The organism is Stutzerimonas marianensis (genome assembly GCF_022810315.1).
Taxonomy (GTDB): Bacteria; Pseudomonadota; Gammaproteobacteria; order Pseudomonadales; family Pseudomonadaceae; genus Stutzerimonas; species Stutzerimonas marianensis.
In genome coordinates this window covers 280,321-294,019 of record NZ_JALGRD010000002.1, presented here as the reverse complement: position 1 = coordinate 294,019, position 13,699 = coordinate 280,321, and the positions used below count along the sequence as shown (strand labels likewise).

Sequence of the window (13,699 nt, the reverse complement as noted above, 5' to 3'; positions counted from 1 at the left end):
CAAACCCTCGGGTGGCGTCGATCGTCGCCCGATCAAGCCAAAGAGTGCCGCCCCACGGGTGGCCGGAGGAATGCTGATGCAAAGTGAACACATGTCCGTCTGGGGGCTGGTCAGCGAGGCCAGCCTGGTGGTGCAACTGGTGATGCTCACGCTGGTGATGGCGTCGGTCGCCAGCTGGTACCTGATCATCCAGCGTGGCGCCTCCTTGCACCGCAGCGAACGATTGTTGAACGGCTTCCTGCAGCGCTTTCGCAGCGGTGGCGAACTTGCCCAGCTGTATCGCGAAGGCAGCGAACATGCACTGCCCCGCGAGGCGGCGCTGCAGCGGATCTTCCTCGCGGGCTACGGTGCATTCAGCCAGTTGCAACGGCAGCCTGGCATCGCGCCGGACGCAGTCGTCGAGGGCGTCGAGCGCAGCCTGTACGTGGCCATCGCCGAACAGGAGGAGCAGCTGGAACACGGTCTGCAGTTTCTTGCCACGGTCGGCTCGGTCAGCCCGTACATCGGCCTGTTCGGCACCGTGTGGGGCATCATGAATTCGTTCCTCGGTCTGTCCCAGGTGCAGCAGGCGACACTGTCGACCGTCGCCCCAGGCATCGCCGAGGCCCTGATCGCCACCGCCATCGGCCTGTTCGCGGCGATCCCTGCAGTGATGGCCTACAACCGCTTCGCCGCCCGTGGCCAGACTCTAAGCGCGCGTTACTACGCCTTCGCCAACGAGCTGCAGGCACGCTTGCATCGCCGCCTGCATGCCGGCTCGCCGAGCATCTCCGCAGCCGCCTGAAGGAGCCCTGTCATGCTGGTCAAGACGCAGCGCAAGCACGGGCCGAAGGCCGAGATGAACGTGGTGCCCTACATCGACGTAATGCTGGTGCTGCTGGTGATCTTCATGGTCACCGCGCCGATGCTGGTGCAGGGCGTAAAGATCGAATTGCCCAAGGTGGCCGCCGAGGCGCTGCCCACGGAAAACGAGCGGCAGATTCTCACGCTATCGGTCAAGGCGGACGGCAGCTTCTACTGGAACCTGGGCAGCGAGCTGAACGTCGAGGATCGGACCGACACGGCCGTCGACCTCGCCGAGATGCGGCAGAAGGTCGAGGCGATCATCGCCGAGCGCGGCGACACCCAGGTCTACGTGCGCGCCGACGAGGCCGCCGACTATGGCCGCGTGGTGGCCGGCATCGCCGAGCTGCAGCGTGGCGGGGTGGTCAACCTCGGGCTGATCACCGAGGCGCCAGCCGGGCCGCCGACGCCATGAGTGCGCTGAGCATGACGTTGCCTGACAGCGTGCCCGCCGCTTGCTCGCCGTGGCGCAGTCATGCCGTCGCCCTGGTCGCGACCCTGGGCCTGCATGCCGCCGTGCTCGGCTTGCTGCTGCACGGCTGGACGCCGGAGTTGAACGCGCCCCAGGCGACGCAGGTGCTGCGCACGCAACTGGTCAGCCTGCCGCCGCCCGAGCCCATGGCCGAGGTGCAGGAGCCGCAGCAGACCGCGGCGGCTGAGCCGGTTGAACAGGTGGTCAAGGAACCCGAGCCCGATCCCCGCATCGAACGGCAGCGTCTGGAGCAGGCCGAGCTGGCGCTTAAGCGTGCCGAGCAGGAAAAGCAGGAGGCTGCACGCTTGCAGGAACAGCGACGCCTTCGCGAGCAGCAGCAACGGGAGCGGCGTGAGCGCGAGCGCCAGGAGCGGCTCGAGGCCGAGCGTCAACGACATGAAGCCGAGCAACGCGAAGCCCTGCGCCGCGAAGAGCTGGCACGTGTGGCACAACAGCGGGAACAGGCCGAAGCAGCCGCTGCTGAACGGGCTCGGGAGGTCGAAGCCGCCGCCAGCCGCCAGTACCTGCCGATTGCCAAGCAGGCGCCGGCCTATCCGCCGCGCGCACTGGACAAGGGCATCGAGGGCACCTGTACCGTGAGCTACTCGGTGAATCCGCAGGGGCGCATCGAGAACCCCAAGGCGCTGGACGACTGCCACCCGCTGTTCATCCAGCCGTCACTCGCCGCTGCCAAGCGTTTTCGCTATCAGCCCAGGATCATCGACGGTCGCGCCGTGACCGTCCCCGAAGTGAAGAACACCTTCCATTACCGCATCCAGTGATGCGCAGCCGATTCACGTTCCGAACGAGTCATTCATGAAACAGGATTTTCAGAGCTTTCACGCCAATCTCTCTGCCCTCGACGACCAAGCGATCAATCCGAGCGGCAACGCTCCGCTGGGGCAGCTGGTCGACCGCGGTCGCCGCAACCTGCTCAAAGGTGGCATGGGCCTCGCCGCACTGGGGTTTATTGGCGGCAGCCTGAGCGCCTGCGGCCGCATGGTGCAGAGCGACTCACTAATCGGCTTCGAGGGGGTTCCGCCGCAGCTCGACCCGGCGTTCGACAGCGTGCAGGTGGCGCCTGGCTACAGCGCGCGTACCTTCTTTTCCTGGGGTGATGCCGTCATGGCCGACGCCCCGGAGTGGAACCCGGACGCCACGGACGACTGGCAGGCCCAGCTCAAGCAGGCCGGCGACAACCACGACGGCATGCATTTCTTTCCGTTCTCGGAGAACCCCGACAGTCACGGCCTGCTGGTGATGAACCACGAGTATGTCAATCCGCCGCTGCATCCCAATGGCATGACGCTGGTCGAAGGCAGGCGCCCACTGGATGAAGTGCGCAAGGAGCAGGCGGCGCATGGCGTCAGCGTCATCGAAGTGAAAAAGGATGCGCAGGGCCAGTGGCAGCGGGTCATGCCGTCGCGCTACAACCGGCGTATCTCGGCCATGACACCTATGGCGGTGAGCGGCCCGTTGGCAGGCAACGACGCGCTAAAAACCGCTTCCGACCCCAGCGGACGGGAGATCATCGGGACGATCAATAACTGTTCCAGCGGCTTCACGCCCTGGGGCACCTACCTCGTCTGCGAGGAAAACTGGCACAACTACTTCGTCAACCATGATCCCGAGGACATGGCCCGGCGCGTGTCGCACAAGCGCTACGGCATCGAGGGCAAGGGCATGAGCAAGCTCTACGGCTGGGAAACCGCTGACCCGCGCTTCGATGCCACGCCCGATCCGACGCAGCCCCACGGTGGTCATGTACACGAACCGAACCGCTTCGGCTGGGTCGTGGAACTCGATCCGTTCGATCCCACGAGCACCCCGGTCAAGCGCACCGCTTTCGGGCGCTACTGCCGCGAATGTTCGGTCCTGTCTCTGGGCGACGACGGTCGCATGGCGTTCTACTCGGGCGATGACACCAAGGGTGAGTACGTCTACAAGTTCGTGCCCGCCGGCCGTTACGTGCCCGGCGCCGATCAGGCCAACCGCCAGTTGCTGGACAGCGGCACCCTCTACGTCGCGCGCTTCGATGCCGACGGCAGCGGTGAGTGGCTGGCGCTGGTGCACGGGCAGAACGGGCTGACCGCCGAGAACGGTTTCGCCGATCAGGCCGAGGTGCTGCTCAATGCCCGCGCCGCCGGCGACCAGGTGGGCGCGACGCCCATGGACCGGCCCGAGTGGGTCGCGGTGCACCCGCACAGCCGGGAGGTGTACGTGACGCTGACCAACAACGACAACCGTGGCGTGAAATGGCCGACCGACAAGGCCAACCCCCGACCGAACAATCTGCACGGACAGATTTTGCGCTGGCACGAGGAGGGCGCCGACCCGACCGCGACCGCGTTCACCTGGGAAGTCTTCCTGCTGGCCGGCGAGCAGCCCGGCGCCAGCGACGCAGACGGCCAGCCGGTGCCAGCCCACCTCACCGGAACGATCAACGGCGACATCTTTTCCTCCCCCGATGGTCTGGCGTTCGACGAGGCCGGGCGCCTTTGGATAGAGACCGATTTCGGCGACGAGGAAGCGGCCATGCAGGCCATGGGCACCAATCAATTACTCTGCGCCGACCCGCGAACGCGCGAAGTCAGACGCTTTCTGGTCGGCCCGCGCGGCTGCGAGATCACTGGCATCACCTGGAGCCCGGACTACCGCGCCATGTGGATCAACGTGCAGCACCCCGAGCTGAGCTTTCCGGCCAGCGATGGCAAGACCCGCCCGCGCGCCTCGACCATCCTCATCACCAAGCACGACGGCGGCGTGATCGGCACCTGACCGTACGCCTCGCCCAAAGGAGCGGGAACGGCGAGGTTCTGCTCCGATCGTGCGTGAACGTTTCGACTCAGCCGCCGTTCTAACATGCTGATACATACTTCTTTGCATGTAACCACGGAGCTGGGTCATGTCCATTTCACAATTGCGTACCCGGACGACGCTGGCCGTCGTCCTGTCCTGCCTACCCCTGGCGAGCCAGGCGGACCTCTACTCGCTGAAGATCGAAAACGACGTCATCTCTTCCGGCAGCGACGGTCACTACACCAACGGCTTCGAGCTGATGCGTTCGATCAAACCCGACGCCGATCACTGGTCGCGCCGGTTCGCCGACGCCATGCCCGGCTGGAGGGCCGATCAGGTCGATAATCTGGCCTATCGGCTGGGCCATCAGCTCTACACCCCCAACGATATCGAGCGTGCCGACCTCATAGAGGACGATCGGCCTTACGCGGCCCTGCTGTTCGCCGGCGTGTCGATTTTCTCCGATGATCGGCATGACGGCTGGCGTGGCACCAGCGGCCTGCATCTGGATGTCGGCATCGTCGGGCCGGCCGCGGGCGGCGAAAAGATCCAGCGGCGCGTTCATGACGTCACTGACAGCGACGAGCCCCGGGGCTGGGACAACCAATTGCGTAACGAACCCTTCGTCAATCTTGCCTACCAGCACCGCTGGTGGTTGCAGCAGCGGCTGGCCGGCCTGGAGGTCGAGTACGGCCCGAGCGCCGGTTTCGCCCTCGGCAATCTTTATACCTACGGCTCGGCCGGGTTTGGCCTGCGGGTCGGCCAGCGTCTGGCGCGCAGCTTCAGCGTTCCCGCCGTGGCGCCAGCGCAGAGTGGCAGCCTGTTCTTCGATCAGGGCGGCGGTTTCGCCTGGAGCCTGTTCGCCGACGTCGAGGGGCGCTACATGGCGCAGAACATGTTGCTGGAGGGCAACACCTTCAAGAGCAGCCACTCGGTCGACCCGAACGAGTGGGTCGGCGACGCCAAGGCGGGCATCGCACTGACCTGGAACCGCTGGCAGCTCGCGTTCGCCAGCGTCTGGCGTACCCGGGAGTTCCGTGGACAGGATAAGCACGACCAGTTCGGCTCGTTGACGGTTTCGGCCTGGTTCTGACCGGGCCGGAATCCCTTCGTCTGTGGCACCGATGATGCCTCCCGTCGATGTGCGATTTGCGGTGTGCAGCGAGTCTGCCTAATATACGTTTCGTATATGTTTCGTATGGAGCTTCTGATGGGCATCGTAAAAATTTCGGACCAGATGCATGACAATCTGCGCGTTGCCGGCAACGCGCTCTGTCGTTCGATCAACGCGCAGGCCGAGCACTGGATGCGCATCGGAATGCTGGCCGAGATGCACCCCGGGCTGACTCATGACGACCTTTGCAGAATGCTGATCCGCGCCGAACAGGCCGGCGGGCTCGATCTGGCGCAGCTCTGTCTTGACTCGATGTCCGGCGGGGGATCGCTTGAGGTAGCGGGGGGAGGGCGATGAGAAATATCGTGCTCAACCGCCCGGCTGACATTGTGAAGGCGCGGACGGCGGGCGCCTTGGCGGCACAGGTGCTCGACATGATCACCGAACACGTGAAGCCGGGCGTCACCACAGAATCACTCGACCGGTTGTGCCATGACTTCATCGTCGAGGTGCTGAAGACCACACCGGCCAATCTCGGTTACATGGATTATCCCAAGACGATCCTCACTTCCGTGAATGAGGTCGTTTGCCATGGCATTCCCTCGAGCAGGGTGCTGGAGGACGGAGACATCCTCAACATCGATGTGGCCGTGCTCGAGGACGGTTGGTACGGCGATACCAGCCGGATGTACTTCGTCGGTGAGCCCAGTGCCGAAGCCCGGCGTCTGGTCGAGACCACCCACGAGGCGCTGTGGGCCGGAATCCGGGTCGTACGGCCGGGTGCGACGCTCGGCGACGTGGGCCACGCCATCCAGCAGGTTGCCCACGGGGCTGGTTTCAGCGTGGTGCGGGAGTACTGCGGTCATGGCATCGGCAAGGTCTACCACGACGAACCCCAGGTCCTGCATTACGGCCAGCCGGGGCAGGGCCTTCGGCTGAAGGCCGGCATGATCTTCACCATTGAACCGATGCTCAACGCCGGGCAGCGGCACGTCAGGACGCTGGCCGATCGGTGGACTGTGGTGACACGGGATCGGGCCCTGTCGGCGCAGTGGGAGCACATGGTCGCTGTGACCGAAGAGGGTTTCGAGGTGTTGACGCAATAGCCGTTGTCGGCTGGCGTCCTCGATTCATTCGATCGCCGCCTGGCGGATGCCGAGTCTGATCTCAAGCGGGACGGCGTTGCGCCGAATGAAACAAATTGTTTCCTTGGGAGGTCCCTTTGGATACCCAGGCGAAACGAGCGGGTGTCGCTCGCGGAGCGATTAGCCCGGTTCGCTTCGCCAGGACTGAATGCATGGCCAGTTCGGTCTGCATCTCGCTTCAAGGGAGCCCGCATGAGTGACGACACCCGCCTCGGCCTGACCCGCCGCCAACTGATCTTCTCCTCCATGACCGGCCTGGCCGTCGGGGCTGCCGCCTCGGCGAAGGCTGCGACCCTCACCGGCATACCGCCCTGGCAGCCGTTCGACCACAACGGCCCGATGCACTACGACTCGCCCGGCTGGCGTTTCTTCAGCGACGCGGAGGTTCGCGAGGTGACCGCCATCGTCGATCGGCTGATCCCGGCGGACGAGCTCAGCGTCAGCGGCAGCGAGGCCGGCTGCGTGGTGTTCATGGACCGCCAGTTGGCGAGCAACTACGGCGACGCCAGCCGCCTGTACATGCAGGGCCCGTTTCGCGAGGGCACGCCGGAGCAGGGCGACCAGTCGCCGTTCACTCCGCGAGAACGCGTGCGCCGTGGGCTGGTCGGGCTGGAAACGCTATGCCAGTCGCGCCATGGACAATCCTTCAGCGGCCTCAACGCCGAACAGCAGGACGCGCTGCTCGCCGAACTGGAGAAAGGCGGCATCGACCTCGACGGCCTGGACTCGAAGCTGTTCTTCGAGCAGGTGCTGGGCAACACCATGGAAGGCTTCTTCGGCGACCCGATCTACGGCGGCAACCGCGACATGGTGTCCTGGAAGATGATCGGCTTCCCCGGCGCCCGCTACGACTACCGGCCCTATATCGCGCTGCACAATCAGAAGTTGGACCTGGTGCCCCTGTCGATCATCGGCGGCGAGTCCTGGAAGGCGAGGGAATCGAAATGATCAGGAAACTTCCCGCCACCGACGTCGTGGTCATCGGGCTCGGCTGGGCCGGCTCGATCATCGCCAACGAACTGGCCGACGAAGGCCTCGAGGTGATCGGCCTCGAACGCGGCCCCTGGCGCGACACCGCACGCGATTTCAACATCGCCTCGGTGACCGACGAGCTGCGCTACCTGCGCCGTCAGGAGCTGATGTTGCGGCCGATGCAGAACGCCGTCACGGTGCGCAACAACCCTTCGCAGACGGCGCTGCCGATGCGCGAATGGGGTTCCTTTCACCCTGGAAACGGCGTCGGCGGCGCCGGCAATCACTGGGCCGGTATCACCTTTCGCTTCCAGCCCGAGGAGTTCCGCCTCAGGAGTCACCTGACCGAACGCTACGGCGCCGATGCCATTCCCGAGGCGCTCACTCTGCAGGACTGGGGTACCGACTGGGCCGAGATGGAGCCGCACTACAGCGCCTTCGAGCGTCTGGCCGGCACCTCCGGCAAGGCCGGCAACCTCAACGGCGAGATGCAGGAGGGCGGCAACCCCTTCGAGGGCAGTCGCTCGATCGAGTACCCGCTGCCGCCGCTGGCACAGCCCTACGGCCCGACGCTCTTCGCCGAGACGGTGCGCGAGCTGGGCTACAAGCCGTTCCCAGTGCCCTCCTCGCTGGCGTCGCAGGCGTATACCAATCAGCTCGGCGTGACCATGGGCCCCTGCACCTTCTGCGGCTTTTGCACCAACTTCGGTTGCGCCAACTATTCCAAGGCCAGCGCCATCGTCAACGTGATGCCGGCGCTGATGCGCAAACCGAACTTCACGGCCATCACCCACGCCGAGGTGCTCCGCGTGACCCTGGATTCGACCGGCACGCGCGCCACCGGTGTCGTCTACGTCGATACCTCGGGCCATGAGTACGAGCAGCCGGCCGACCTCGTGGTAGTCAGCGCCTTTACCCTGGAGAACGTGCGCCTGATGCTGCTCTCCGGCGTCGGCCAGCCCTACGACCCGGTGAGCAACACCGGCACCACGGGGCGCAACTACGCCTACCAGACGGCCAACAACGTGCAGCTGTTCTTCGAAGACAAGAACTTCAACCCCTTCATCGGCGCCGGTGCGGTCGGCATGGGCATCGACGAGTTCAACAATGACAACTTCGACCATTCCGGGCTGGGCTTCTTCGGCGGCGGCAGCATCCGCGTGACGCCGGTGGGCGCCTCGCCGATCGGCACGCGCCCGGTACCGCCCGGCACGCCGCGCTGGGGCTCGACCTGGAAGCAGGCGACGGTGGACAACTACCTGAGCACCATGTCCATCGGTTGCGAGGCGAGCAGCTACAGCACGCGTACCAATTACCTGTCGCTCGATCCGACCTACACCGACCCGCACGGCCGCCCGTTGCTGCGCATCACCTTCGACTTCCCTGAAAACGACCGACGCATGTCGCGGTTCGCCATCGACAAGCTCGCCGAGATTGCCGCACCGATGAACGCCAAGCATGTGGTCAAGACCTTCCAGGACGGCCACTGGAACAGCGGGCCGTACCAGTCCTCGCATGTGGTCGGTGGCTTCGTCATGGGCGCGGACCCCTCAACCAGCTCGGTGAACAAGCACCTGCAGGTGTGGGATGTGCCGAACCTGTTCGTCATCGGCGCCAGCGCTTTCCCGCAGAACCCCGGCTACAACCCCACCGGCACCGTCGGCGCGCTGGCATTCAAGGCCGCCGACGCCATCCGCCGTTTCTACCTGAAGAACCCGGGGGAGATGATTTCGGTATGAAGACGTTCACCTCTCTGTGCGCCGGCCTGCTCGGCATCGCCGCGGGCTTGGCCCACGCCGGTGACGGCAGCGATTCCTACGACCTGGTCGCACGCGGCCGCTATCTCGCCGAACTAGGCGATTGCACCGCCTGCCATACCCTGCCGGGCGAGGCGCCGTTCGCAGGTGGCGTGCGGATCGAAACGCCTTTCGGCGACGTGCTGGGCGCAAACATCACGCCCGACCCGGACACCGGCATCGGCCGTTGGTCCTTCGAGGACTTCCAGAACACCATGTCCCGCGGTCACGCCCGTGGCGGCAAGCGGCTCTATGCGGCCATGCCCTATACCGCGTACACCAAGGTCACGCGCGAGGACAACCGGGCGATCTGGGCGTACCTCAACTCGCTCGAGCCGGTGCATCGCAAGGTCGACACCAACCAGCTGCCGTTCCCATTCAACCTGCGCACCAGCCTGATCGCCTGGAACTGGCTGGCCTTCGAGGAGGGCGAGTATCAGCCCGACCCGGGGCGCTCTGCCGAGTGGAACCGTGGCGCCTACCTGGTCCAGGGGCTCGGTCACTGCGGCAGCTGCCATTCGCCGAAGAACCTGATCGGCGGCGACAAGGACGGTGAGTTCCTCACCGGTAGCCCGCTGCAAGGCTGGATGGCGCCGGACATCACCGGCAACCGCCACACGGGCCTCGGCCGCTGGAGCGAGGCGGAGATCGTCCGTTATCTAAAAACCGGCGCCAACCGTTTCGACATGGCGTCCGGGCCCATGGCCGAGGCGGTCGAGCATTCGACCCAGCACTGGAAGGACCCCGACCTCGCCGCCGTGGCGACCTACCTCAAGAGCCTCGGCGACCCCGAACAGCCAGCCCCCGAGCCTTTGGCCAAGGACGACGAGCGCCTGCACACCGGTGCGCTCATCTACGAGGATCAGTGCTCGGCCTGCCATACGCCCAACGGCGAGGGGATCCCCAATCTCTTTCCGAAGCTCGCCGACGCGCCGCTGGTGAACAGCCGCGACGCGACCTCGCTGATCCGCGTGGTGCTTGCCGGCAGCCGGGCGGTTGGCACCGATGCGGCACCCACGGCCCCGGCCATGCCGTCCTTTGCCTGGAACATGACCGATGAATACGTGGCCGATGTGCTGACCTTCGTGCGCAACAGCTGGGGCAACGCGGCCGAACCGGTGACGGCCGAGGAGGTGAAAGCCGTGCGCGAGGAGATGGAGCCCTGAGGGAGTCGAGACGGCTCGGGCGGGCCGTCTCGGTTGGAATTACTTGCGAACCCAGCTGCCGTTGAGCTGGATGATCTGGCCAGGCGGGGTCTTCTCGATGGCCTTCTTGCCGGCGATGGCTTCGACGTCGGCGACGCTGATGCCGTTCTTTTGCGCCACGCGGTGGTATTCGGCGCGGCGTGCCTGGTTGATCTGGCTGGCAATTTCCTCGGCCTGACCGCCGCCCTGGACCACACCGAGGTAGCCATCGGGCTTCTCGCCAAGCTGGCCGCTGGCCTTGGCCTGGCCAAGGGCAGCCATGGCTTCGTTGAGGGACATCGCCGCGGCGGGCAGCGCCAGGCACAGGGCCATGAGCAGGGTGCCGAGTTTCAGATAGCTTTTCATGGGAGTCCTCAGAAGAGTCCGCTGTCTTCGTTGATGATCGAATCGAGCTGCTTGTCGACCTTGATGTAGATCTCGTGCTCGATCTTCACGTTGAGGTTGATGTTGATCGGCTCGTTCGGCACGGCCAACTCGACGCGTGGGGTACAGGCACTGGCCAGCAGGGCCAGCGCCAGTAGGCTGATCATGTGACGCAACCGCATGGCGGGGTTCTCCTGTTCGGGTAGGCGCTACCTTGCCTCATCAGCTTGGTGAAAAACCACCGCTTCGAAGCGTGCGACGCCGAAAATGCCTCGCGGTACTCATTTGCGTTCCTGGCCTAGCCGCTCCTGCACGCGTCGCTGGATGGTTTCGCTGACGCGATCCGAGAGCTGCAGGCTGGTCAGCAGGGCGGGGATGTCTTCTTCCAGGTTGATCGCAAAGTTGATCGGCCGCCCGCCTTCGAGCGCCGGGTTGCGCCCGTGCAGCTTGAGGCCCAGGGTCAGCGCGCCATCGGCCGCGTAGTGCACGTCGCCGGTAAGCAGGTCGTAGTGAAAATCATCGAGCGCCTCGGTCACCAAACGCATGGCCGGGTTCGACTGACCCAGCGCCTGGATCTGCGCCGAACGAAACTGCAGCGCGCCGCCTGGCTCGCGTGCTTTCAACGAGCCCTGTTCGATACTGATGCCCGCGTCGCTGCGTATCACCTGCATCTCGCCATCGATCACGCCGGTGCCGGAGAGGCCTTCGGCCGGATAGGCTTCGAGCAGCGCCGGTAACTGCAGACCGCGAAGGTGCGCATCGAGCTGCTGGGTGGGCGCGGCGAGGTCGGCTATGCCAGGCTCGAGCCAGAGCCGCCCGCCCAGCAACCCCACTTCGGCGAGCCGCCAGGTCAGGCGGCCCTGGGCGAGGTTCGCGAGCGGTCCGGTGAAGCTGCCATCGAGGCGCAGTGGGCCGAAGGTGAAACCAGGATTGGCCTCGCGAACGCTCAGCACGGGCACATCGACGCGCAGCTGGTCATCCTGCAGCGCAAGGGACAGTTCGGCGTCCATCCCGCTCAGCTCGGTCCGGTCATAGATGCCACCAAGCCCCTTGGCGCTGAGCGTGGCCGTCCCCGTCGGCGTGCCGGTGCTCGAAATCTGCAGCTGCAGCTGGCCCTGCAGGCGCCCGGTGCCCACGGTCAGCACCCGTGGCCAATCGGTGAGTGTGTCGGCCAGTGGGTTGCCGGCGCGCAGGAAGAGTTCGGGCAGCTTCGCGTCGACGCGGGTTGTACCGCCGGCCAAGTCCTGCACCAGCAACAGCGGCAGGCTGAGCCCTGCGTCGTTGCTCAGTGGGCCGTCCAGCGAGACGCGGGAGCGGTCACCCACCAGCGTTCCGCTCCATTGCCAGCCCTGCGGGCGCAACACCGGATGCCGAAGCTCGCCGACGCTCAGCCGGGGGGTGCCGCTCAGCGCGAGTTGCGTCAATCCGCCGGGCGTGAAGCCGGCCTCGATCGTCGTGCCAGCGAGGTCCGCCGACAGCCGACGGGCGTCGACGTCGGACGGTGTCAGCAGGTTGCCCAGTGTCAGCCGCGAGCCCTTGTCCAGGCGAAGGGCCGCTGCCTTCGGCGACAGTGTTCCAGTCAGGCGTAGGTCGGCAGCGAGCTCGTTCAGGGTGAATTGCGGGCTCGTCAGTTTCTGGCTGCGCAGGGTCAAGTGCAGGGCGTTCAGCTCGGCCATGTACGGCGCTGTGGTCTGCAGCGTGACGCGGCCATCGAGCGTGAGGGGTGACGGGCCGCTGGCGGACAGGTGCAGGTCGAATGGCAGCGCCGCCGTGGGCGTACTCGCGGTCACTGGCGTGATTTTCAAGCTGACCGCGTTCGGGCGCAGCGCTGGCGGCAGGACGGCAAATGGCTCGGGCTCCGGGCGCATGACGAGATCGGCCGCGAGGTCGACCGGTATCCAGAGCCCGTTCTCCGCTTTGGCGCTGAGGTCGAGCCGGCCCTGTACCTGGCCGATGCCCACCACAGGCCAGGGGGCGGGGAGGTTGGCTGACAGCCTGAGGTTGCCCGCCAGCGCCGTCCAGTCCTGCGGCAGGGTGCGCGTGTCCAAGGTCAGCTCCCAGCCGGCACCAAGACGCATCTGTTCGGGGAGTTCGGGCAGGGTCGCAGGCGTCTCGGCCAGCCAGTTGCCCAACCACTCCAGCAGCCAGGGTGCCTCCGGCAGCGCCGAGAGGCTGAGCGAGCCGAGCCAGGCTGTTTTCCCTTCAAGCGGGGTGAAACGGCTCTGTGACGTCAGGCGTGGTTGGTCGTCGAGCAGCAGGTCGACATCGAGTTGGGTGCCGCCATCCTGCGCCGCGGCTTCGGCAATCAGCTCCAGCCGATGGTCGTCGTGTGACAGCGCCAGTTGCAACCGCGCCGGCCAGACCGGCTCGCCCGCGTGCCGCCAGTTGAGGGTGCCTGCCTGCGTGCATTGACCGCGGACGCAGGGCAGGGTGAGCTCCGTATGTTCGATGCGGCCTTCGCGGGGGATCCAGGCAGCCCACTGCCGCAGCGCATCTGGTTCTGGCAGGCTGGGCGGTTCGTCCTCCTCGGTTGCTTCGGATCGCCCTGGCTGCCAGCTGACTCGCACCGCGGTGAGTTCGAGCGAGCGAAGGGGAAGCGGGCGCCACCAGGCGTCGAGTTCGAGTCGCAGATCATCGGCTTCGAGCGCAAGGCGAGTCCCGTCGGGCTGCATCTGGACCAGGACAAGTTGTCGCAGGGCGATACCGTTCGTCGTAAGCCTCACGCCGGCCAGTTCGACCACTTCGAGGTGCTGGGCCTGCTTGAAATGCACCCAGCGCTGATGGGCGAAGAGCGCGACCAGCAGCAGTGCCATAAGCACCGCAGATGCGCTGAACAGCAGGTTGCGGCACAGCCGAGCCATTGCTTGCTCCGTCATGTCGGGCGTTCAAGCATAAGGCTCCGACAGCCATTGGCGAAGTGCACCGTCACGGCGCGGATGAGCGACCGGCCAGCCGGCGAAAGGTTCCCGGGATTAGCCCGAAACCCGCAT

At 65.8% G+C, this 13,699-nt stretch carries 13 protein-coding genes; 10 read left to right on the top strand and 3 right to left on the bottom strand.

Features of this window, described 5'->3' with window-relative positions:
• The first annotated feature begins 76 nt into the window (after positions 1-76).
• From tolQ to MST27_RS04380, 10 genes are all read left to right on the top strand, one after another.
• The gene (tolQ, locus tag MST27_RS04425) at positions 77-784 is read left to right on the top strand and encodes a protein TolQ (RefSeq protein WP_243604796.1); all 708 of its coding nucleotides are present in this window, start codon (positions 77-79) and stop codon (positions 782-784) included.
• Positions 785-796: 12 nt separating this feature from the next.
• Positions 797-1,258: a protein TolR gene (tolR, locus tag MST27_RS04420; protein ID WP_243604795.1), complete on the top strand. Its 462-nt coding sequence runs from the start codon at positions 797-799 to the stop codon at positions 1,256-1,258.
• A gap of 11 nt (positions 1,259-1,269) precedes the next feature.
• On the top strand, positions 1,270-2,097 hold the full coding sequence (locus MST27_RS04415) for an energy transducer TonB (protein ID WP_243604794.1): 828 nt from the start codon (positions 1,270-1,272) through the stop codon (positions 2,095-2,097).
• Between the two features lie 34 nt (positions 2,098-2,131).
• Positions 2,132-4,093 (top strand): PhoX family protein, encoded by a 1,962-nt coding sequence (locus MST27_RS04410; RefSeq protein ID WP_243604793.1) that lies wholly within the window; start codon positions 2,132-2,134, stop codon positions 4,091-4,093.
• Between the two features lie 127 nt (positions 4,094-4,220).
• Entirely contained in the window at positions 4,221-5,207 is a 987-nt protein-coding gene (locus MST27_RS04405) for a lipid A deacylase LpxR family protein (protein WP_243604792.1), read from the top strand.
• Between the two features lie 117 nt (positions 5,208-5,324).
• Positions 5,325-5,585, top strand: coding sequence for a ParD-like family protein (locus MST27_RS04400; protein WP_243604791.1), 261 nt, complete (start codon positions 5,325-5,327; stop codon positions 5,583-5,585).
• Positions 5,582-6,334 carry a type I methionyl aminopeptidase gene (gene map, locus MST27_RS04395; RefSeq protein WP_243604790.1) on the top strand — a complete coding sequence of 251 codons (753 nt, stop codon included), beginning with the start codon at positions 5,582-5,584 and terminating at the stop codon, positions 6,332-6,334. The genes MST27_RS04400 and map overlap by 4 nt, the downstream gene beginning before the upstream one ends.
• A 231-nt stretch (positions 6,335-6,565) precedes the next feature.
• The gene (locus tag MST27_RS04390; RefSeq protein WP_243604789.1) at positions 6,566-7,321 is read left to right on the top strand and encodes a gluconate 2-dehydrogenase subunit 3 family protein; all 756 of its coding nucleotides are present in this window, start codon (positions 6,566-6,568) and stop codon (positions 7,319-7,321) included.
• Positions 7,318-9,084 (top strand): GMC family oxidoreductase, encoded by a 1,767-nt coding sequence (locus tag MST27_RS04385; protein WP_243604788.1) that lies wholly within the window; start codon positions 7,318-7,320, stop codon positions 9,082-9,084. Before MST27_RS04390 ends, MST27_RS04385 begins: the two co-directional genes overlap by 4 nt.
• Complete coding sequence (locus tag MST27_RS04380; protein WP_243604787.1) at positions 9,081-10,307, top strand: c-type cytochrome; 1,227 nt, start codon at positions 9,081-9,083, stop codon at positions 10,305-10,307. The genes MST27_RS04385 and MST27_RS04380 overlap by 4 nt, the downstream gene beginning before the upstream one ends.
• Positions 10,308-10,346: 39 nt before the next feature.
• On the opposite strand, the gene MST27_RS04375 is transcribed toward MST27_RS04380, so the two are convergent.
• The 3 genes from MST27_RS04375 to MST27_RS04365 all read right to left on the bottom strand — a co-directional run bounded on the left by MST27_RS04375 (position 10,347) and on the right by MST27_RS04365 (position 13,570).
• Positions 10,347-10,691 (bottom strand): YdbL family probable chaperone protein, encoded by a 345-nt coding sequence (locus MST27_RS04375; RefSeq protein ID WP_243604786.1) that lies wholly within the window; start codon positions 10,689-10,691, stop codon positions 10,347-10,349.
• Between the two features lie 8 nt (positions 10,692-10,699).
• Entirely contained in the window at positions 10,700-10,891 is a 192-nt protein-coding gene (locus tag MST27_RS04370; RefSeq protein ID WP_243604785.1) for a YnbE family lipoprotein, read from the bottom strand.
• 99 nt (positions 10,892-10,990) lie between these two features.
• On the bottom strand, positions 10,991-13,570 hold the full coding sequence (locus tag MST27_RS04365) for an intermembrane phospholipid transport YdbH family protein (RefSeq protein WP_243604784.1): 2,580 nt from the start codon (positions 13,568-13,570) through the stop codon (positions 10,991-10,993).
• Between the last annotated feature and the right edge of the window lie 129 nt (positions 13,571-13,699).

Excerpts from the sequence above, each read along its gene's own strand:
- MST27_RS04405 (WP_243604792.1), top strand. The coding sequence starts at position 4,221 with ATGTCCATTTCACAATTGCGTACCCGGACGACGCTGGCCGTCGTCCTG.
- MST27_RS04385 (WP_243604788.1), top strand. The coding sequence starts at position 7,318 with ATGATCAGGAAACTTCCCGCCACCGACGTCGTGGTCATCGGGCTCGGC.
- map (WP_243604790.1), top strand. The coding sequence starts at position 5,582 with ATGAGAAATATCGTGCTCAACCGCCCGGCTGACATTGTGAAGGCGCGG.
- tolQ (WP_243604796.1), top strand. The coding sequence starts at position 77 with ATGCAAAGTGAACACATGTCCGTCTGGGGGCTGGTCAGCGAGGCCAGC.
- tolR (WP_243604795.1), top strand. The coding sequence starts at position 797 with ATGCTGGTCAAGACGCAGCGCAAGCACGGGCCGAAGGCCGAGATGAAC.
- MST27_RS04400 (WP_243604791.1), top strand. The coding sequence starts at position 5,325 with ATGGGCATCGTAAAAATTTCGGACCAGATGCATGACAATCTGCGCGTT.
- MST27_RS04365 (WP_243604784.1), bottom strand. The coding sequence starts at position 13,570 with ATGGCTCGGCTGTGCCGCAACCTGCTGTTCAGCGCATCTGCGGTGCTT.
- MST27_RS04415 (WP_243604794.1), top strand. The coding sequence starts at position 1,270 with ATGACGTTGCCTGACAGCGTGCCCGCCGCTTGCTCGCCGTGGCGCAGT.
- MST27_RS04390 (WP_243604789.1), top strand. The coding sequence starts at position 6,566 with ATGAGTGACGACACCCGCCTCGGCCTGACCCGCCGCCAACTGATCTTC.
- MST27_RS04380 (WP_243604787.1), top strand. The coding sequence starts at position 9,081 with ATGAAGACGTTCACCTCTCTGTGCGCCGGCCTGCTCGGCATCGCCGCG.
- MST27_RS04375 (WP_243604786.1), bottom strand. The coding sequence starts at position 10,691 with ATGAAAAGCTATCTGAAACTCGGCACCCTGCTCATGGCCCTGTGCCTG.
- MST27_RS04370 (WP_243604785.1), bottom strand. The coding sequence starts at position 10,891 with ATGCGGTTGCGTCACATGATCAGCCTACTGGCGCTGGCCCTGCTGGCC.
- MST27_RS04410 (WP_243604793.1), top strand. The coding sequence starts at position 2,132 with ATGAAACAGGATTTTCAGAGCTTTCACGCCAATCTCTCTGCCCTCGAC.